Annotated in this window: 12 protein-coding genes; 11 read left to right on the forward strand and 1 reads right to left on the reverse strand. The window is 65.2% G+C overall.

Annotation, left to right across the window (positions count from 1 at the left end):
- Positions 1 to 289: 289 nt before the first annotated feature.
- From GGR46_RS05700 to GGR46_RS05740, 9 genes are all read left to right on the forward strand, one after another.
- The gene (locus tag GGR46_RS05700; RefSeq protein ID WP_183995351.1) at positions 290 to 1,414 is read left to right on the forward strand and encodes a TetR/AcrR family transcriptional regulator; all 1,125 of its coding nucleotides are present in this window, start codon (positions 290 to 292) and stop codon (positions 1,412 to 1,414) included.
- A gap of 243 nt (positions 1,415 to 1,657) precedes the next feature.
- Positions 1,658 to 4,285: a TonB-dependent receptor domain-containing protein gene (locus GGR46_RS25700; protein WP_183995354.1), complete on the forward strand. Its 2,628-nt coding sequence runs from the start codon at positions 1,658 to 1,660 to the stop codon at positions 4,283 to 4,285.
- Between the two features lie 95 nt (positions 4,286 to 4,380).
- Positions 4,381 to 7,590 (forward strand): alpha-L-rhamnosidase, encoded by a 3,210-nt coding sequence (locus tag GGR46_RS05710; RefSeq protein ID WP_183995356.1) that lies wholly within the window; start codon positions 4,381 to 4,383, stop codon positions 7,588 to 7,590.
- Positions 7,587 to 9,074, forward strand: coding sequence for a carboxylesterase/lipase family protein (locus GGR46_RS05715; protein WP_183995358.1), 1,488 nt, complete (start codon positions 7,587 to 7,589; stop codon positions 9,072 to 9,074). Before GGR46_RS05710 ends, GGR46_RS05715 begins: the two co-directional genes overlap by 4 nt.
- Before the next feature lie 11 nt (positions 9,075 to 9,085).
- On the forward strand, positions 9,086 to 9,961 hold the full coding sequence (locus tag GGR46_RS05720; protein ID WP_183995360.1) for an alpha/beta hydrolase: 876 nt from the start codon (positions 9,086 to 9,088) through the stop codon (positions 9,959 to 9,961).
- Positions 9,958 to 11,565, forward strand: a complete 1,608-nt coding sequence (locus GGR46_RS05725; RefSeq protein ID WP_183995362.1) for a tannase/feruloyl esterase family alpha/beta hydrolase — start codon at positions 9,958 to 9,960, stop codon at positions 11,563 to 11,565. The genes GGR46_RS05720 and GGR46_RS05725 overlap by 4 nt, the downstream gene beginning before the upstream one ends.
- Before the next feature lies 1 nt (position 11,566).
- A complete protein-coding gene (locus tag GGR46_RS05730) occupies positions 11,567 to 13,258 on the forward strand; it encodes an AMP-binding protein (protein WP_183995364.1) in 1,692 nt (563 codons plus the stop codon).
- Positions 13,259 to 13,311: 53 nt separating this feature from the next.
- Positions 13,312 to 13,587 carry a hypothetical protein gene (locus GGR46_RS05735; RefSeq protein WP_246425904.1) on the forward strand — a complete coding sequence of 92 codons (276 nt, stop codon included), beginning with the start codon at positions 13,312 to 13,314 and terminating at the stop codon, positions 13,585 to 13,587.
- Positions 13,588 to 13,619: 32 nt separating this feature from the next.
- Positions 13,620 to 16,127 carry a glycoside hydrolase family 3 C-terminal domain-containing protein gene (locus GGR46_RS05740; protein ID WP_183995368.1) on the forward strand — a complete coding sequence of 836 codons (2,508 nt, stop codon included), beginning with the start codon at positions 13,620 to 13,622 and terminating at the stop codon, positions 16,125 to 16,127.
- Between the two features lie 470 nt (positions 16,128 to 16,597).
- Here GGR46_RS05740 and GGR46_RS25705 read toward each other — a convergent pair whose 3' ends face one another.
- Positions 16,598 to 17,836, reverse strand: a complete 1,239-nt coding sequence (locus GGR46_RS25705; RefSeq protein WP_183995370.1) for a MipA/OmpV family protein — start codon at positions 17,834 to 17,836, stop codon at positions 16,598 to 16,600.
- 188 nt (positions 17,837 to 18,024) lie between these two features.
- On the opposite strand from GGR46_RS25705, the gene GGR46_RS05750 reads away from it, so the two are divergent.
- Positions 18,025 to 18,621: an RNA polymerase sigma factor gene (locus GGR46_RS05750; RefSeq protein ID WP_183995372.1), complete on the forward strand. Its 597-nt coding sequence runs from the start codon at positions 18,025 to 18,027 to the stop codon at positions 18,619 to 18,621.
- Positions 18,611 to 19,573, forward strand: a complete 963-nt coding sequence (locus GGR46_RS05755; RefSeq protein WP_183995374.1) for a FecR family protein — start codon at positions 18,611 to 18,613, stop codon at positions 19,571 to 19,573. The genes GGR46_RS05750 and GGR46_RS05755 overlap by 11 nt, the downstream gene beginning before the upstream one ends.
- Position 19,574 lies beyond the last annotated feature (1 nt).

Raw genomic sequence — 19,574 nt, forward strand, 5'->3', positions numbered from 1 at the left:
TTTGTGTACAAGATTTCAAAATATCGGCAATAAGCGCCGGAATCGGAAATTGTCTTTGGTAGTTGATGCGAGCGAGTGGCTCGATTCAGCTGCGATCGTCCAGAGTGATCTGCAGTTGAGCGTTCCGGCGTCGCGAAACCAAGTGCGGGAGGAATAGGGCGAATTGGCGAATGTCCTGTCACAAACGCACACGACCGAGCGGAAGGGGCGGGCCCTTCGTGCCGCCCGGACCAAGGCGAAAATCGCAAATGCGGTCATAACGGTACTCGCGGAGTCTGGATCTGGCAGGTTGACCCATCGCCTTGTCGCAGCGGCTGCGGGCGTGCCGCTGGCCGCGACGACGTATCACTATGCAACCAAGCGGGACATGATCGCCGATGCATCGCAGCGCCTGCTGGATGGATTTGTCCGTTCGTTCGAGCGGGCGGCCCAGCGCCAGCGAGAAAGTGGAAGGGCCGTCGACCTGGGGGGATTCGTCACGAACCTTCTCGCGAACGCCGCGGGCCGTAATCGTACCGCCGCGCTCGCCTGGTGCGAGATCATCCTGGAAGCGGCGCGCAGTTCCGAAGGGCATGCGATCGCGGGGGCATGGTTTGGCAGGCTGATCGAGGCGTGGCGGGATCTGGCGCGTGCGATCTATGGCGAGCTCGACGAAGATGCGGTGATTTCCGGCATCGATACGGCGATCGGCCTGTTGTTCATTACCTTGCCGCTCAAGCTGTCGGCGGACCAGCTCGCAGCGGTATTTTCGGCCGGTGCCGATCCGGTGACGCAATGGGCACCGGCCGCCGCAGCGCCCGAGGAACCCGGGGTTCCGGCAAGGCGCACGCCAAAGGCGCGCGAAACGCGCGCGCGCATCCTGCAGGGCGCGATCGACATACTCATCGCGCAGGGAGCCGGCGCAGTCACCTACAAGGCGGTGGCGGCCGAGAGCGGACTCACCATCGCGGCGCCAGCCTATCATTTCGGATCGATCGACGCGCTGCTCAAGGCCGCCGAGGCCGAGCTCTTCGCGCGCTCCAAGGACCGGTATCGCGATATGGTGGCGTCGACGGCGGTGGCGGGGCGGCCGCTCGACATTCTTGCCGATCTGACGGCGACCGTGTTCGTTCGCGAAGTCACGCAGCACGGCCGCGCCGCGATCGCGATCTATTCGATCGGCCTGGAATCCTCGCGGCGGCTCGATCTGCGTCCGGCGGTGTGGGAGGTGATCACCGACCAGGCAGTCGCATGGCAGCGGCGATTGGAAACGGTATTTCCCGCGATCGGCTCGTTCGATGCAATGCGGATGCAGGCCGTCTTCATCGGCAAGCAAGTGCGCGTGCTGGCGACGGGCAGCCGGCTCGACCAGCTTGCGCTCGCTCGCAGTGCATTTCGAAGCGAGATCGCCGCAACCGGGCAAGGTGATGCATAAAACGGTACATTATTTTAAAAATATTGACGCGGCCCTGACCCGTCCGTATTGAGTTCCTGTGCACGAGCCGTCTCGAAGAAGCGGCGCACAGCTGGAGACGATCGAGGCCCGGCCTTCATGACGCTCCAGCCCACCAAAAGTGACCGCAAAGCGGCGCAAGGGGAGGATGTAATGAGGGGCGATTTCTTCGCATCGAGGAGCATTGGGTTTCGGTCGCTGCGCCGTGGTGTCTCGGCCTTGGCGATGGCGGGAGGATTGTACTGGGGCGGCGCCGCGCAGGCGCAGGCGCAGACTTCGTCCGGTCAGCCGGACCCTCAGGAGCAGGGTGTTCCCGTTGATTCCGGTACCGAGCAGGACGCCGGCGACAGCAGGGACATTGTCGTAACCGGTACCCTGCTGCGCGGCGTGGCGCCGGTCGGCACCAATGTCGTCAGCGTCAATCGTGCCGATGTACTGGCCACCGGCGCGGCGTCGGCAAATGATCTGCTGGCGTCCGTTCCGCAGGTCGGCAATTTCGGCACGGTACCGGTCGGCACCGGCAGCTATGCATTGCCGATCATTCGCCCCAATATCCGCAATCTGGGCGCCTCGGGCGGCTCGACGACGCTGGTGCTGATGAACGGCCACCGGCTGGTCGGCGCGGGTGTGTTGCAGACCTCGGTCGATCCTTCGGTCATTCCGCCGGATGCAATCGAACGGGTCGAGATCATTCCCGATGGCGGCTCGTCGATCTACGGATCCGATGCGATCGGGGGCGTCATCAACTTCATCACGCGCAAGCGCTATGATGGCTTTGGCGCCAATGCGCGCTACGGGATTGCCAACCAGTATCGTGCGTTCGACGGCAGCGTGATCGCGGGCAAGGATTGGGGATCGGGATCGGTTTTCCTGTCCTATGCCTATGCGTGGCACGACAATATCCTGGGCATCGACCGCGACTATGTGACGGCCGACAATCGCGGTGGCGGTGGCAATGACAATCGTGGAACGGCCTGTTCGCCGGCGAACCTGATCATCGGCGGCATCCCCTATGCACTGCCCGGCCGGGTGCCCGGCTCGCTGAACCGCTGCGACCAGACCGATTATGCCGATATCGTCCCGCGCGAGACGCGGCACAGCGTGTTCGGCGGATTCACGCAGGAGGTGAACGATCGCTTCAGCCTCGCCTTGACCGGCTATTGGTCGCAGCGCGACACGATCACGCGATCGGCGCAATCGAGCCAGAGCGAGACGATCACCGCGCTCAATCCCTATTTCACGCGGGTGGGTACCGAAGTCTCGCAGACCGTGGCGCTCTCCTTTGCGCCGGTGTTCGGTCCCAGCAATATCAGCCCGGCGAAGTTCACCTCCTGGGGGCTCACGCCCACGGCGGAATTCGAACTGGGCGGCGGCTGGCAGATTCGCGCGCTGGGCAATTATGGCCGCAGCACGAACGAGACCACCGAGGATTCGATCAACTCGGCGGCAGTCACCGCGGCTTTTGGCGGGACGACCACGGCTACTGCGCTCAATCCCTATAACCTGTCGGCGACGGCACCAGGCGTGCTCTCGAAGATCAACGATTTCGTCAATTACGGCCAGGCCGACCAGAAGATCGCCGAAGGGCGCATGATCATCGATGGTCCGCTGTTCGCACTCGGGGGTGGCGATGTTCGCCTCGCCGCGGGCGCCGAATATCATTACGAGGACATCCGCTCGTTCACCGGAAGCGGCCCCGTCGCCGCGATCACCGGCGGCCGGGCCTTCGCCAAGCGCAACGTCAAATCGCTGTTCGGCGAAGTGCTGATCCCGATCTTCGGGGAGTCCAACCGGACCGGGGGCCTGTATGCGCTCGAGCTGTCGGGCTCGCTGCGATATGACGACTACAGCGACGTCGGCGGCACCACCAATCCCAAGATCGGGCTCACCTGGCGTCCGGTCCGGTCGCTCACGCTTCGCGGCAACTACGGCACGTCGTTCCACGCGCCCAGCCTCGCCGATCTCGGCAATTCGGTGGATTCGCGGGTGCAGGTCATCCCATTCAGCCCGTATCGCGCGGCGAACAGTTCGCCGTTCGATATCTTGCGGCCCACCATCGCGATCGCCGGTGGCAATGCCAATCTGAAGCCGGAGACGGCGGACACTTGGTCGCTTGGCTTCGATTTCAAGCCGGAGGCGGCACCGGGCCTCGTACTAAGCGCAACCTACTTCAACGTCCGCTTCGAGGATGCGATCGCGGTACCCCCATTCACGTCTCCGGTGCTGTTCTCGGATCCCAATTATTCGAGCTTCTACATCCTCAATCCCACGCTGGCACAGGCGCAGGCCGCAGCGGGCAGCCTGCGAATTGATGGCGTGCCCAGCCTGGCCGCGCTCTATGCTTTCAGCGCACCCTATGTGCTGTTCCTCGCAACCCGCGCAAATCTTGGAGCGGTCCATACCGATGGGATCGATTTCAACCTGGCCTATGCCCGGGAAACCGGCTTCGGCGCGCTCAGCGCCAGCTTCTCCGGCACCTATACGCTGGGGCGCAAGACCCAGACGATCAAGGGCGGGGCGTTCAGCGACGATCTGAAGAACGGCACCGGCCGGCTGGCGTTCGTCGCCAATCTGGGCGGGCGCTATGGTGACCTGAGCGGGCGTGTGTCGCTCAACCATCGCAGCGGCTTCCCGCTCGCCGGCGTGCTGCCGCAAACGCGCGTCTCGTCATTCGATACGGTCGATGTGTTCCTGTCCTATGATCTGAGCGATCTGCTGAAGGGCGCGGCGCTGACGCTGAATGTCGATAATCTGTTCGATCAGGATCCGCCGTACCTCAACAATGCGCCCGGCTACACCAACGGCGGAACATTGGGCCGGCTGGTCTCCTTCGGCATTCGCACGAAATTCTAGGGACGACGGTTTTGCTGTCTGCAATGGTTCCCGTTAGAAAAGCGCAAGGCGGATCCCATGCGATCCGCCTTGCGCTGGTGCTGCTGGCAGGATTGATGGCCCTGTGGCTGGGATCGGCAGGATTTGCCGCGTCCGACCCGGCGCCGACCGGCCTGAAAGTCGAATATGCCGAGGCGCCGCTCGGGATCGATGAACCTGCACCGCGCCTTGCCTGGCGTTCGCCGGTCGCGCGGCAGACCGCCTATCGTATTCGGGTCGCGACGAGTCCGGAGGCGCTCGAAGCCGGACGCCATGTCTGGGACAGCGGCAGGGTCGCATCGGATGCCAATGTCCAGATTGCCTATGCCGGGCCCGCGCTGGCGGCGCGGCAACGCTATTGGTGGCAGGTCCAGGTGTGGGACGGCGAGGGGCGGCCTGGCGGCTGGAGCGCGCCCGGCTGGTGGGAAATGGGTCTGCTGTCGCCATCGGATTGGCGTGCCGGATGGATTTCGGGGCCGGAGCGGCGCGATCATGACTGGAGCGATGTCACCCTCGATGTCGATCTCACGCTCACCGGTACCTCGCTCGATCTGCTGTTTCGCGCGCTGCCGCACGGCAAGACCTATGGCGACGCCTATGTGTGGACGCTGAGCGACGACAAGGATGGTCCGGCGCTGATCGCCGGCAAGCGCCTCTATCCGGGGGGCACCAGTTCGGCGGTGAACCGCGTGGTGCTCAAGCGCGTGCCGCTCGCGGTGCCCCTGAAGAACCGGCGCCACCGGCTGACGATTCGCGCGACGGGAACCCGGATCGTCACCCTGCTCGACGGCGTGATCGTCGATACGCTGGAGGATGACGCGCATACGCACGGCACGATCGGCTTCACCGCGAAGGATGCGAATGCTGCAGTGATACACTCGGTTTCGGTCGACGGCGTGGGAAGCCCGGCGGTCCGCACCAGCTTCGCGCACAACGACAATATGTTCACCGGCGGCAACGTTTCGGCCGCGGGGCTGGAGGTAGCGAGCGGCGTCAAGAATATCGATCTGGTATTGCCGATCGAAGCACCGGCGCCGCTGCTCCGCCGCGGCTTCCGCGTGGCCGGCAAGCCCATTGCGCAGGCGCGGCTGTATTTCGCCGCAGGCGGCATGCCACGCATCGTGCTGAACGGTACGGCGGTCGGGTCTCCACTGGGGGCGGGCTATACCGCCTATGATCGCCGCGTGCTGGTCTACACCCACGATGTCACTGCACTGATCCACTCCGGCCAGAATGTCATCGGCGCCGAGCTCGGGCGCGGCTGGTACGGCGTTTCCGATCCCAATGAATGGTATTTCCACGTCGCCCCGTGGCACGCCGAACCGGCGCTGAAGGCGCAACTCGAGATCCTGTACGCGGACGGCACGCGGGAAACTGTCGCGACGGATGCAGACTGGCAGACCGCGTCTGGCCCGACGTTGGGCGATTCGATCTATCGCGGTGAGCGCTATGACGCCCGGCTGATGCCCGCTGGATGGGATCGGCCGGCGTTCAAGGCGGATGGGTGGTCCCATGCACGCCTGGTGGCAGGGCCCACAGGCACGCTGGTCGCGGCGAATTCGGAGGCGGTAGCGCCCGTCGAAACGCTCACGCCGGTATCGGTCAAGCAGGCTGCGCCCGGCATCTGGGTCTATGATTTCGGCCGCATCATTGCGGGCTGGCCGGTTCTGGAGGCGATCGGAGCGCGCGGCCGTACCGTGTCGCTGGTCGGCAGCGAGCAGCTTGGACCAGATGGTCTGGCGATCCCGGCATCCGGGCTGATCGACGCGCAGTTGCAGACCGACCGCTACACGCTGGCTGGCCGTGGGCGCGAGCGGTGGGAGCCGAGCTTCGGCTATCGGGGCTTCCGCTATGTTCAGGTCGAGGGGCTCGTCCGCGCGCCCACAGTGACCGTGAGGCTGGTGCATTCGGCAGTCGCGCGCACGGGCAGCTTCGCCAGTGCCAATCCGCTGCTCGACAGGATCGACGCGGCAGCGATCGCGACCATCCTCAACAATCTGCACGGTTTCCAGACGGATACGCCAACCTTCGAGAAGAACGGCTGGACCGGAGATGCCCAGGCATCGGCCGGCGCGGCGGTGCGCAGCCTCGACGTGGCGCGGGTCTGGACGAAATGGCTCGGCGATTTCCGCGACGCGCAGTCCCCGGCGGGGGAAGTTCCCGAGATCGTGCCGGCGACACCCTATTACGGCTATGACAAAACGCCGGGCTGGAGCCTGATCTGGGGGCCGACCACGCCGTGGGACGTGGCGACGATGATCCTGCCCTGGGAACTCTACACCAGCTATGGCGACACGCGGATATTGGCGCAGAGCCACGACATGCAGCGCAGGCTGGTCGACTACACCGCGACCTTCATCAAGGCGCCCGATTATCGTCGCGCATCCGGGCTCAGCGAATGGGTGCCGCCCGGCAGCATGGATTTCCTCAACGCCCGCGGCGGCGGCGTCGATGCAGTGACCACCGCCTATTTCTTCCATGAGGCCGATCTGCTCGCCAGATCGTCGCAGATCATCGGCAAGGCCGAGGACGCGGCGCGCTATCGCTCGCTCGCCGAGGCCATTCGCGCTGCCTATAATGCGCGATACTGGGACGATGCGAACGGATGGTATCGCACGGTCGATGCCAAGGGCGTGGCGGGGCCGCCGCTGCAGATCCAGAATGTGCTGGCGCTTGCGTTCGGCATGGCCCCCGACGGCCGTGCACAGGGCGTCGCCGATGCGATAGCGCGCGATGTCGAGAAGCAGGGGCTGCGCACCGGGGTGTTCGGCACACGCTATCTGCTCGAGATATTGAGCGACCATGGCCATGCCGACCTGGCTTACAAGGTCGCGACGCGCACCGATGAGCCGAGCTGGGGCTGGTGGATCGTCAACGGCCATTCGACGATGTTCGAATCCTGGGGCCTAGGCAGCCGGTCGCGCGATCATCACTATTTCGCGTCGATCAGCGACTGGATGCGCCAGCGGCTGGCGGGGCTGCGGCCCGGTGCGCCCGGGTACAAGATCGTGCTGGTCAAGCCGGAGATCCCGACGGGATTGGCAAGCGCCGAAGCGGCGATGGAAACGATCCACGGCCGCGCGGCTTCGGGCTGGCGGGTCGACGGTACGGGGCTGACGCTGAGCGCGCAGGTGCCGCTCAACACCCGCGGCGAAATCTGGGTGCCGACGCGCTTCGGCGCAGTGACGGCGCCAGCCGGAGCGAACCTGGTTCGGCGCGAGAATGGCCATGCGGTCTATGACACGGGGCCCGGCAGTTTCGAATTTCATGCGGGAGGTCCAGAATGATCCGTACCCTGATCGCGCTGTCGCTCCTGGGCACGGCCGTTCCCGCAGCGGCGCAGCAGGTTCGCACCGAATCCGGGCCGGTACGGGGCGCGGCCGATGGCCGGGTCGTTGCGTTCAAGGGCATTCCCTATGCCGCGCCGCCGACAGGGGCGCTGCGTTGGCACAGGCCGGAGGCTCCCGCGCCCTGGAACCTCGTGCTAGAGGCCACCAAATTCGGCGCGGATTGCCTGCAGAACGCGACGCCAGGTGTGGCTGGCAGCGATCGGCCGGCGAGCGAGGATTGCCTGTTTCTCAATGTCTGGACGCCCAAAGCCGCCGGGAGTGCGAAGCTGCCGGTGATGGTCTGGATCCATGGTGGCGGTTTCGTCAGCGGTTCCAGCGCCGCCCCGGAGACCGACGGGGCCCGGCTGGCGGGCAGGGGCGTGGTGCTGGTGAGCTTCAACTACCGGCTCGGCCGATTCGGCTTCTTCGCGCACCCGGCGCTGACGGTCGAGGCCGGAGGCAGGCCGACCGGCAATTGGGGTCTGATGGACCAGATCGCTGCGCTGAACTGGGTGCAGCGAAACATCGCGGCATTTGGCGGGGATCCTTCGAACGTGACGATCTTCGGGGAGTCGTCGGGTGGGGAATCGGTCGCGCGGCTGATGGCTTCGCCGGCCGCCAAGGGCCTGTTCGCCAAGGCGATCACCGCATCCGGCGGCGGGCGCGATAGTTGGCCGAGCCTGGCGCAGGCCGAAGCCAGGGGAACCGCTTTCGCCAAGGGCGCCGACCTCGCCGCGCTCCGCGCATTGCCCGCCGCGACGGTTCTCGGGGGTATCAACATGATGAACAAGGAAGAGCAGAGCTATTCCGGCCCGATCACGGATGGCGAGATCGTGCCGGACAATGCCGATCGCATTTTCGCAAAGGGCCAGCAGGCGCATATCCCCTATCTCATCGGCAACAACGACGACGAGCTGAGCTTCGTGCCCGCCGCGTTCCTGCCGGTGGTCAATGGACCGACGCTCGCGACGCTGGGGAATGGCGCGGATGCGGTCCTGGCTGCCTATGGCTCGCCTGCCGCGGCGACGCGCCACGTCGCTGGCGACGTGATCTTCGCGGAGCCCGCCATGGCAATGGCGGGCCGCCATGCGCGCTCGGGTGCGCCGACCTGGCTCTATCGCTTCGGCTATGTCGCGCAGGCGAGGCGGAAGGACGATGCCGGCGCCGGCCATGCGACCGACGTGATCTTCCAGTTCGACAATCTGGCGAAAGCCGACTTCGCGGCGACGCCCGCGGATCAGGCGACGGCCGATCTGCTGGCAGCCTACTGGACCAATTTCGCCAGGACCGGTGATCCCAATGGCAAGGGTGTGCCGGCCTGGAGCAGGTTCGATGCGGCTGCACCGGCCGCGCTCGCGATCGGCATGGCCGGGGCGGAGATGCAGCCCGCGATCACGCCTGCGCTCACCGCGATCTCTGCTGCACGGGATGCCGCAAAATGAGGAATATCCGCATGCGTGCCGTTCTCGCCATCATGGCAATGTTCTCGCTGGCATCGTCCGGCTGTGCAGTCGCGCAGGTCAATGACGCGATCCCGTTGTGGCGCGCCGCTGTGCCGACCGCGGCCGCAATCCACCCCGAAGTCACGGAAAACCGGCTTCCGTTCGGAACGATCACGCGCAACGTGTCCCAGGCGTCGATCATTCCCTATCCGGCCGATCCGGCGATCGCGAACGGGACCGCGGTGATCATTGCGCCGGGCGGTGGCTTCCACATGCTGTCGATCGACAATGAGGGCGTCGCCGTGGCGAAATGGCTCAATTCGATGGGCGTGACGGCATTTGTTCTGCGCTATCGGTTGCTTCAGACCGGCGACGATTTCACTTCGGTCTTCATCCGGCGCCTGACGCATTTCCCCGAACTGGTGACTGCGGTCGAACCGCTTCGGCCGATGGCGACGGCCGATGGCGAGCAGGCGGTGCGGTATGTCCGCGCCAATGCCGCGCGTTTCGGGGTGCGGCCGAACCGTGTGGGGATGATGGGCTTCTCGGCCGGTGGCGCGGTCACCGTCTGGACGATGATGGCGGGGCATGCCGACAGTCGCCCTGATTTCGCCGCGGCCATCTATCCCGGTCTGCTGCCCGATCCGATCGCCGTGCCGAAAAAGGCGCCGCCGCTGTTCGTGCTGGTCGCCGATGACGACAAGCTGGCGCGCGGTGACAGCGGACGGCTGGATGCCGCGTGGCGGTCTGCCGGCGCAAAGTCCGAATTCGTGACCTATCCCAATGGCGGCCACGGCTTCGGCATGGCGACCAAGGGCAAGCCGACGGATGGCTGGACCGTCCGCATGCGGGACTGGATGCAAGCCCTGGGGGTGCTGACCAAATGAACGATCTCCTGCGTGTCGCGCCGGGCGCGGCTCTTCTTCTGCTCGTAGGCAGTTGCGCGGCGGACGAGCGGAAGGCGCCATCGCCGATTGCCGCACGAACCGTCGATAGCTGCGCCGCACTGACCGGAATGGCATTGCCCAACGGGCGTATCGACGCGGCCGCGCCGGTCGCCCAGGGTGCCATGGTATCGACCGGCGGAGAGATGCCGGCGCTTCCTGCAACGTCGGTTTTCTGCCGGGTTCAGGCGGTGCTCACGCCGGTCGCCGGCTCGTCGATAAAGGTCGAGATGTGGCTGCCCGAGCGGAACGCCTGGAACGGCAAATTGCTCGGCGCCGGCAATGGTGGGTTCGGCAACAACATCGCGATCCCGGCATTGCTGATGCGCGGTGCGGTGGCGAAAGGCTATGCCTCGGTCGGCAGCGACATGGGGCACACCGCAACCAGTGACGTGAAGGCGGAGTGGGCGCTGGGCGCACCGGAGCGGATCAAGGATTTCGGCTGGCGGGCGAACCATCTCGCCGCCGAGGCCGCCAAGCGCGTGATCGCCGCCTATTACACTGCGCCGCTTGCCGCGAGCTATTTCCATGGCTGTTCCGACGGTGGCCGCGAAGCGCTGATGGAAGCGCAGCGCTTTCCCGACGACTATGACGCGATCATCGCCGGCGCACCCGCGATCCCCTGGACACGCATGACGAGCGCGTTCGCAGCGAACCATCTCGCGGCCTTCGGCAGGCCGGAGTCGAGCATTCCCAATGCGAAGCTCAAGCTGCTGCAGAACGCATCGCTGGCCCAGTGCGACAAGGCGGACGGAGTTGCGGACGGCGTGATCGACGATCCGCGCTCCTGCAAGTTCGATCCCGTAGTGCTCCAGTGCAAGGCAGGGGACGCTGCCGATTGCCTGACCGCGCCGCAGGTCGAGACTGCGCGGGCAATCTATCGCGGGCCGCTCGGCACAGACGGCAAGCCCTTCTACCATGGCTTTCAGCCGGGCGCCGAAGCCGTGGCCGGCACCTGGGATCTGTGGCTGACCGGGCCGGATTCGCAGCATGGCAAGTTCGCAACCGAATTCATGCGCTACATGGTGCATTCGGATCCGAACTGGCAGATCGCGAACTTTGACCTGGCGCGCGACTATCCGTTGGCAAAGCGGCTGCAGGGCAGCAATCTCGATGCCGACAACCCTGATCTGCGCGGCTTCTTCGCGCGGGGCGGCAAGCTCCTGATGTATCATGGCTGGCAGGATGCCGCGATCCCGCCCGAGAACAGCATCGCCTATTTCGAACGCGTCCAGCGCGCCAATCCCGCACAGGCGCGGGCTTCGACCAGGCTGTTCATGGTGCCGGGCATGTCGCATTGCCTGGCCGGTCCGGGGCCCAACGTGTTCGATGCGCTGGGCGCGCTGGATAGCTGGCGGCAAGGGGGGACGGCGCCCGAGCGGATCATCGCGACCAAGTTCGACAACGACATGCTGGGCTATCTCGGCTTTCCCGCAAAGCCGGTGCGAACCCGGCCCCTTTGCGCCTTTCCGCAGGTGGCGCGCTGGAAGGGTAGCGGGTCGACCGACGATGCCGCGAACTTCAGTTGCGTAGCACCGGGGCGCTAGCATGACCGCAATTGCCATCAGCCATGTTCGGGGCGCCGGGAGTCCGCCCTTGCTCGAGACGACCATCGGCGAGGCGCTGGCCCGCGCGGCCGCTCTATGGGGCGAGCGCGAGGCGCTGGTTTCGGTGGAGCAGGGCATCCGCTGGACCTTTGCCGACCTGCTGGCGCGCGCGGATCTGCTCGCGGGCGGATTGCTGGCGCTGGGGCTGGTGCCGGGCGACCGGATCGGCATCTGGTCGCCCAATTGCGCCGAATGGGCTTTGACCCAGTTCGCGGCGGCGCGTGCCGGACTTATCCTGGTAACGATCAATCCGGCCTATCGACTGTCCGAAGTCGAATTCACGATCAACCATGTCGCGCTGCGGGCGATCGTGGTGGCCGAGCGCTTCAAGACCAGTGCCTATCTCGACATGATCGGGGAACTGGCGCCAGACGGGTTTCCGTCCGCGCGGTTGCCGTCCTTGTGCCACGCGATCCAGATCGACGGATTGCCGCGCGCGGGCTGGGTGCAGTTCGGCGATCTGGCAACCTCCCAGCCCGAGCTGCTCGACCGGATCGGCGCGGAACTGCGTGCGGACGACGCGATCAACATCCAGTTCACCAGCGGCACCACCGGTTTGCCCAAGGGGGCGACGCTTTCCCATCGCAACATCCTCAACAACGGGTATTTCGTCGGTATCGGCATGGGCCTGACGCCCGGCGATCGGATCTGCATTCCGGTGCCGCTCTATCATTGCTTCGGCATGGTGCTCGGCAATCTCGCCTGTCTCACCCATGGCGCGGCGATGGTCTATCCGTCGCCGGCCTTCGATCCGGGCGCGGTGTTGAACGCAGTCGCGGCGGAACGGTGCACGGCGCTTTACGGCGTGCCGACGATGTTCATCGCGGTGCTGGCGCACCCCGAATTCGACCGCTTCGATCTGTCGACCTTGCGCACGGGCTGCATGGCGGGCGCGATCTGCCCCGAACCGCTGATGCGGGAGGTGATCGGGCGGCTGAACATGCACGACGTCACCATCGGCTATGGCATGACCGAAACCAGCCCGGTCAGCTTCCAGACCGGACTGGGCGACCCGCTCGAGCGTCGCGTGGGCACGATCGGCCGGGTGCTGCCGCATCTCGAATGCAAGGTGATCGACGGGCAGGGTGCCGTGGTGCCCGCGGGCCAGCCGGGGGAGCTGTGTACGCGTGGCTATTCGGTGATGCTCGGCTATTGGAATGATCCGCAACGCACGGCCGAGGCGATCGACAGCGAGGGCTGGATGCACAGCGGTGACCTCGCGACGATCGATGCCGAGGGATATGGCAATATCGTCGGCCGCCTGAAGGATATGGTGATCCGCGGCGGCGAGAATGTCTATCCGCGAGAGATCGAGGATTACCTCTATCGCCATCCCGCGATCGAGGACGTCGCGGTGGTTGGCGTGCCCGATGCGAAGATGGGCGAGGAATTATGCGCCTGGGTCCGCGTGCGCCAGGGCGAGATGCTCGACGGCGAGGCAGTCCGTGACTTTTGTCGCGGCCAGATCGCCCATTACAAGATCCCGCGCTACGTTCGCATCGTCGATGCATTTCCGACGACGGTGACCGGCAAAATCCAGAAATTCATGATCCGGGAGGCGATGATCGCCGAACTCGGGCTGCACATGATCGGGGCCGATTTCGCGGCCAATGCCGATAAGGAGAGACTGTGATGTTCCTGCGTTCGTTGATTGCGGCTGCCGTCGTCCCGCTTGCCCTGCCTGCCATGGCGTCCGCACAGACGGCACCTGCACAAACGGCACCGACCGCCGCCCAGCCGGCAGCTGCGGCGAAGTTCTCGCTCGATACGGCGATCCAGGACCTCTACGCCGACAAGGATGCCAAGGCGGTAATGGACAAGCACCTGCCGGGCCTGACCGCACTGCCCCAGTATGAAATGATCAAGGCGATCAGCCTGCGTCAGCTCCAGCCCTATTCGGACGGCAAGCTCACCGACGCAATGCTCGCCGGCGTCGATGCAGATCTGGCGAAGATCAAGTGAGGGAGCCGGGCCGGTGGATGGTGGCCACGTGCATGACACTGATTGCAAGCGCCTGGCCGGTATCCCCGGCTCTGGCCCAGCACCGGGGCGAGCCGGTGTATCGTGATGCGAAGGCGCCGCTGGAGGATCGCGTAGCCGACCTGCTGGCGAAATTGACGCTCGACGAGAAGATCATGCTGCTCGCCGGCGAAGGATCGATGACGACACATCCGGTGCCTCGTCTGGGCATCCCCTCGGTTCGGATGACCGACGGCCCCACCGGCGTGCGCTCGCCCGAGGGGCATCCGGCAACTGTCTTTCCCGTAGGCGTGGCCCTGGCTGCGACCTGGAATCCGGCGCTTGCCCAGCGGGTGGGCAAGGCGATCGGCCAGGAAGCCCGCGCGCACGGCGCCGACGTGCTGCTCGCGCCGACCGTCAACATCGTCCGGACCCCGCGATGGGGGCGCAATTTTGAGACCTATTCCGAAGACCCGTGGCTCACGGCCCGCATGGCAGTGGGCTATGTCCGTGGGGTGCAGGGCGAGGGAATTGGCGTATCGGTGAAGCATTTCGCGGCCAATAATCAGGAAACCAGCCGCTTCTTCGTCAACTCGATCGTCGACGAGCGCACCTTGCGCGAAATCTATCTGCCTGCGTTCGAAGCCGTGGTGAAGGAAACGCACCCCTGGTCGGTCATGGCTTCGTACAACAAGATCAACGGCGTCTATGCAGCCGAAAATCCGTGGTTGTTGAAGACTGTTCTGAAGGGGGAGTGGGGCTTCGATGGCTTTGTCGTGTCGGATTGGGGCGCGACGCACTCGACCGCCCCGGCGGTAAAAGGCGGCCTCGATCTCGAAATGCCTGGTCCTCCGACGCATTTCGGAGACAAGCTGAAGGCGGCAGTGGCGGCGGGCGAGGTTACGCCGTCGCAGATCGATGAGAATGCCCGGCGCATCGTCCGCCTGCTGTTCTGGAGCGGCGCAATCGATCGCGGCGCGGCGCGCCAGCCCGATGCGAAGCCGATCCGGCATCCAGCGGTTGCGCGTGAAGCGGCCGAGGAAGCGATCGTGCTGCTCAAGAATGCCGGCATGCTGCCACTTGATCCTTCGATCAAGTCGCTTGCCGTCATCGGCCCCAACGCCGACGTCTCGCGGATTCAGGGTGGCGGCAGCTCGACCGTGGTACCGTTTGATGCCGTGACGCCGCTGCAGGCGTTGCGGGCGGCGTTGCCTGGCGTGCGGGTGACCTATGCCCAGGGCGTGGACAATGAAGAGACGCCTCCGGCAGCCAATCCAGCGTTGTTCAGCCCAAAATCGGATCGCGCCGCACACGGTCTGAACGCGACTTATTATGCCACGCCCGATGCATCCGGCGCGCCCATCCGCAACGAGATCGCGACGAGCTTTCTCAAGCGGATCAGCGGCAATATCGCCGGGCCGCAGGTCACAGGGTACAGCTCGCTACGCTGGGAAGGCGTATTCTGGCCCGAGAAGTCCGGTCGCCATGAATTCAGCGTGCGCGGCACCGGGAACGCCACGATCATATTCGACGGCAAGACCGTGCTCGACAAGGCATCGCCTTCCACCGCGGACATCCGTGACGTGCTCGGCTTTCCGATTCCCCGGCGCACTATCTCCCTCGAACTGGTGGCGGGGAAGGGCTATCCCTTCCGGCTGGACTACAAGGTCGGCCAGACACCGTACGAATATCTCAGCTTCGGCGTGCGCGAGCCGGCGCCATCGATCGACGATGCCGTGACGGCGGCGCGATCGGCGGACGCGGTGCTCGTCATAGCCGGTTCGTCGTCGACGACCGAAGGGGAGGGGTATGACCGGACGTCGCTCGATCTCCCGGGCGACCAGAACCGGCTGATCGATGCGGTTATCGCCGCCAATCCGCGCACCGCGGTTGTCATCAATGCCGGCGCGGCGATGACGATGCCCTGGCACGACAAGGCCAATGCGATACTCCAGACCTGGCTGCCAGGCGAAGGAGGCGCTGCGGCGCTTGCGGACATCCTGACGGGCCGGGTGAACCCGTCGGGCAAGCTGCCCGTTTCGCTGCCGGCCAGCACCGAGGACGACGCCGTCGATCTGAAGGGTACAAAGAGCAATTATCTCGAAGGGCTTCAGGTCGGATATCGCGGCTATGCGGCACGCGGGCTGAAGCCGTTGTTCGCCTTTGGCCATGGGCTGTCATATGCGCGCTTCGCCTATGCCGGCATGCGCGCGCCAGGGCGGACACGCGGCGACGCGCCGGTCAAGGTCCAGGTGACGCTGCGCAACGGCAGCACCCGATCGGGCAAGGAAGTGGTCCAGCTGTACGTCGCGCCGGACGTGCCGGTACCGGGCGAGGCAGGGATTGCGCTGCGATCCTTCGCAAAGGTCGACGTGCCTGCCGGAAAGGCGCGAGAGGTGACGCTGACGCTCGATCGCCGGGCGTTTTCCTTCTACGATGTCGATAGAGCCGGATGGCGGGTTCGTCCGGGCAGATACAAATTGATGGTCGGAAGCGCTTCGGACGACATTCGGATCACTCGTGAAATCCAGGTGCTTGAGTGATCGGAGCGCATTCTGCGCTTATCGAAGGAGCGATTTTCGCAGGGCGTACACCGCGGCCTCCGGCGTGGTGATGACGGGCCGCCGCACGCGGAGTTAGACCGCGGCGGCGGCTCGCGCCAGTGAACGATATCGCCCCTGGTGTTTCCCGCTTCGCCGCCACTGGCCTCGGCATGGTCGCTCTCGAAATATCTGGACGCGACATAGGTCTCAAATAGGCGCCGCATGCGTGGCGATGTCCGCTGTCGCTGAGCGATATTCAGCATCGGTGCTGTTCAGATTCTCAGCCAGAGGCAGCCACTCACGGGCGTCAACCCGACGGATTCCCAAAACTGCCGAGCGCTTCGTACCAGACGAGGAATCCCCGCGGCATGGAAGCTGGAGGCCCTCGATCGGTGGGGAAGCAGGCTGGGCCTCCCCACCGATCGGATCCGCTCTCACCTGAATAGTTCAGGATCGATCGACGTGTCCCCTCAATGGCCGAAACGATAGGAGAGCGATAAGAAACCCAGCGGCTGGGTTTTGTGGGCGACGATCGGGCTGTCCTGGACGTTCCCGAGTAACGTCGTGACGCCGCCGGTGGCGCCGAGGCTGATGCGATCGGTCAGGCGATACTGGACGGTCAGTGTGGCCGAAGCGTCCTTGAAACCGCTACCCGCACGGAATTGCGGCAGGCCCGAGGCAACGGCTTGCGCCGCATTCACCCCGAAATAGCGGTCGTTGTGCTTCCCGTCCGCCCAGGTCGTCCCGATCGAGGGAATGAGCATGAAACGGGACGATACGAAAACCGGCCGGGAGAGGCTGAGGTCCGCGACGAGGCCCTTGGTATTCCCGGCGAAGCCCTTGGTTGCGCCGATCGTCGCGACGAAGCCTGCTGCCTTGAGGTTCATGAAGCCACGGGCACCGGCGCCGAACGTCAGCTTGCCGATCCCTTGCGGGGCATCCTTGCTGCGATAGCCCGGCATCACTGCCACGCTCGCTCCGATCGTGACGTGATCCGTGTCGATGGCGTTGACGCCTATGCCGTTACGCAAATTGGCAAAAAATGGTCCCCACGCGATATCGATCACGGGAAGCGGCATGACGCGATAGTCTTCGGCGCCTTGATATGCCGGAGCATAACCCGCGCCCACACCGATCACGACATGATCCTTGCTCTGCTGCTCAGATCCGGACTGACCTTGCGATTGCGCCAGGGCCGGAGGGATCGAGAGCGTCGTAATGACGGCAGAGATTGCGAGGCAGAAGGAAGTGCTGATTGGATTGTTCACGGATACTCTCACAGAAATGGCTCCGCGGGGCTCGCGGGAGCTGTTGGGGATGGAATGAAGGGGGCTTCGGAATCGGGGCCGTCGCCAGCTCGCAAGGACGGTTCGCCAACGCCGGACGACTCTCGTGAGGGCGCTTGTCGCGCTGTCTTTCCGGAACGATGCTCGCGTGACGAAGGCTCGGATCGCGTCGATCTGTCGCGGATCATAGCCGGCGCCGCAGATGCGTTCGTGCTCGGCCAGTGCCAAGGCGCGTCCGTGAAGACGATACAGGATCGCGAAGCGGCGAAGCGCTTCCAGACGGGGATTCGCCAATGGCAGATGGGCGGACGCGCCGAGCAGGGGGAACGAAAATCGCTTCTTCGGCAGAATGCTCGACAATGGGTCCCGGCAGGCGAGTGCGAGCACCGTGACTTCGAGGTCCGTCAGCGTTTCTTTGCGCACCGGTTGTCTCCTTTCCTGCCTGAGACACCGGCGCCGTCGACCATCCTCATCAAAAAAGGCATGGTCGCTCGCGGCAGTGCAATGGACATCACGAAAAGGGGCTGGGCCGGGCGGCAATCGGCGCCACCTGTTCGTTACGCCCTCGGCACCGGATTGTTAGAGGCCGGCTCCGGGGCTAGTACCACGGCATGTCGGAGGACGAGCGCGATGAGCAGGGTCTTGCCAGTGGCGGTCTAGTCGGGGCCTTCACCGCGGCGCGTCCTGCGCTGTTGCGCTATCTCACATTGCGGGGGGCCACCGCGGACGAGGCGGACGACATCCTCCAGGAGGTTCATCTCAAGCTGCTCGTGGAGAAGATCGGCCCCGTCGCGGAACAACGCGCCTATCTCTATCGCATGACCAACAACCATTTCCTCGGGTTGCGCCGGACCGCCGGACGACGCGCGCGGCGCGAGGAGGACTGGGTCGAAGCGCATAGCGGGCAGGAGCGGGAAGTAGACGAGCAGCCGTCGGCCGAGACGCATCTCATCGCTCGCGAGCAACTCGCCCTCCTGCAGCGCGTGCTGGACGGACTGCCTGATCGGACCCGCACCATCTTCCGCCGCTTCCGGATCGATGGTGAGCCCCAGCGCCGGATCGCCGAGGATATCGGCATCAGCATCAGCGCGGTCGAAAAGCACCTCGCCCGCGCCTATGAGGCCATTGCGGCCGCAAAATTCCGTCTTGATGGGGATGGCGGCAATCCGCGGCATCTCAGGATCGAGAGAGGTCGTCATGACATCTGAGGCACAGGACAGCGCTCGCGCACAGGCCATCGAATGGCACATCCGCCTTCGCCACGGCGACGACGCGGCATGGAAGGCGTTTGCGCAGTGGCTGGCCGAAGACCCGCTTCATGCGGTGGCCTATGACGAGATCGAGCAGGCCGACCTCGCCATAGAGCCGCTATTGCCCGCGGTAAGCTTCCGGGAAGCTGCGAATGATGCCGATATCGAAACCGGGCAGCATCGTCCGCGATGGCACTGGTGGGGGCTCGGCGGTGGCGCGGCTGCCGCGGCAGTCGCGGCGGCGCTCCTGTTCGTGCCGCAGGCCTCACCCAGTCGCTACGAGGTGGCGACCGGTCCCGGGCAGCGAAAGATCATCAGCCTGGAGCCAGGCACCCAGGTCACGCTCAACGGCTCGACCCGCATGCGCTTCGATCGTGCGGATCGGCGCTTCGCATCGCTGGAGGCGGGCGAAGCGCTCTTTCAGGTCCAGCATGACGGCGCCAAGCCGTTCACGCTCGAGGTCGGCGGCAGCAAGGTCGTGGATGTCGGAACCGTGTTCAACGTCGTGCGCGATGCCGCGGCAGTGCGCGTCGCCGTCGCCGAGGGCAAGGTTCTCTACAAATCCGGGAGGCAGACGCTTTCGCTCGACGCCGGACAGGCGGTGCTGGACTCATCCTCGACTGGTCCGCTTCGCGTGACCAGGACCACCATCGGTGCGGTGGGCGCCTGGCAGCGAGGACGGCTGGTCTATTCCGGGGAACCTCTTTCGCAGGTGGCAACAGACCTCGGCAGGGCGCTCGGCATGCGGATCACCGCATCCCCCGACATCGCGGACCGTCCGTTCTCCGGCGCGATCGCATTGCGCGGAACCGGCCCCGACGAGCTTCGGCGTCTGACACCGGCCCTGGATGTGACGTTCGCACAGAACGCCGAGGGCTGGACGATGACCGCTGCCGGTGCGGAACGTTAAG

Origin of the sequence: Sphingomonas kyeonggiensis, assembly GCF_014196745.1 — a bacterium.
GTDB lineage: Bacteria > Pseudomonadota > Alphaproteobacteria > Sphingomonadales > Sphingomonadaceae > Sphingomonas > Sphingomonas kyeonggiensis.

Bases quoted from the DNA above. Each gene is read 5' to 3' on its own strand.
- GGR46_RS25700 (WP_183995354.1), top strand. From the start codon at position 1,658: ATGGCGGGAGGATTGTACTGGGGCGGCGCCGCGCAGGCGCAGGCGCAG.
- GGR46_RS05710 (WP_183995356.1), top strand. From the start codon at position 4,381: ATGGCCCTGTGGCTGGGATCGGCAGGATTTGCCGCGTCCGACCCGGCG.
- GGR46_RS05715 (WP_183995358.1), top strand. From the start codon at position 7,587: ATGATCCGTACCCTGATCGCGCTGTCGCTCCTGGGCACGGCCGTTCCC.
- GGR46_RS05720 (WP_183995360.1), top strand. From the start codon at position 9,086: ATGCGTGCCGTTCTCGCCATCATGGCAATGTTCTCGCTGGCATCGTCC.
- GGR46_RS05725 (WP_183995362.1), top strand. From the start codon at position 9,958: ATGAACGATCTCCTGCGTGTCGCGCCGGGCGCGGCTCTTCTTCTGCTC.
- GGR46_RS05730 (WP_183995364.1), top strand. From the start codon at position 11,567: ATGACCGCAATTGCCATCAGCCATGTTCGGGGCGCCGGGAGTCCGCCC.
- GGR46_RS05735 (WP_246425904.1), top strand. From the start codon at position 13,312: ATGGCGTCCGCACAGACGGCACCTGCACAAACGGCACCGACCGCCGCC.
- GGR46_RS05740 (WP_183995368.1), top strand. From the start codon at position 13,620: ATGACACTGATTGCAAGCGCCTGGCCGGTATCCCCGGCTCTGGCCCAG.
- GGR46_RS05750 (WP_183995372.1), top strand. From the start codon at position 18,025: ATGTCGGAGGACGAGCGCGATGAGCAGGGTCTTGCCAGTGGCGGTCTA.
- GGR46_RS05755 (WP_183995374.1), top strand. From the start codon at position 18,611: ATGACATCTGAGGCACAGGACAGCGCTCGCGCACAGGCCATCGAATGG.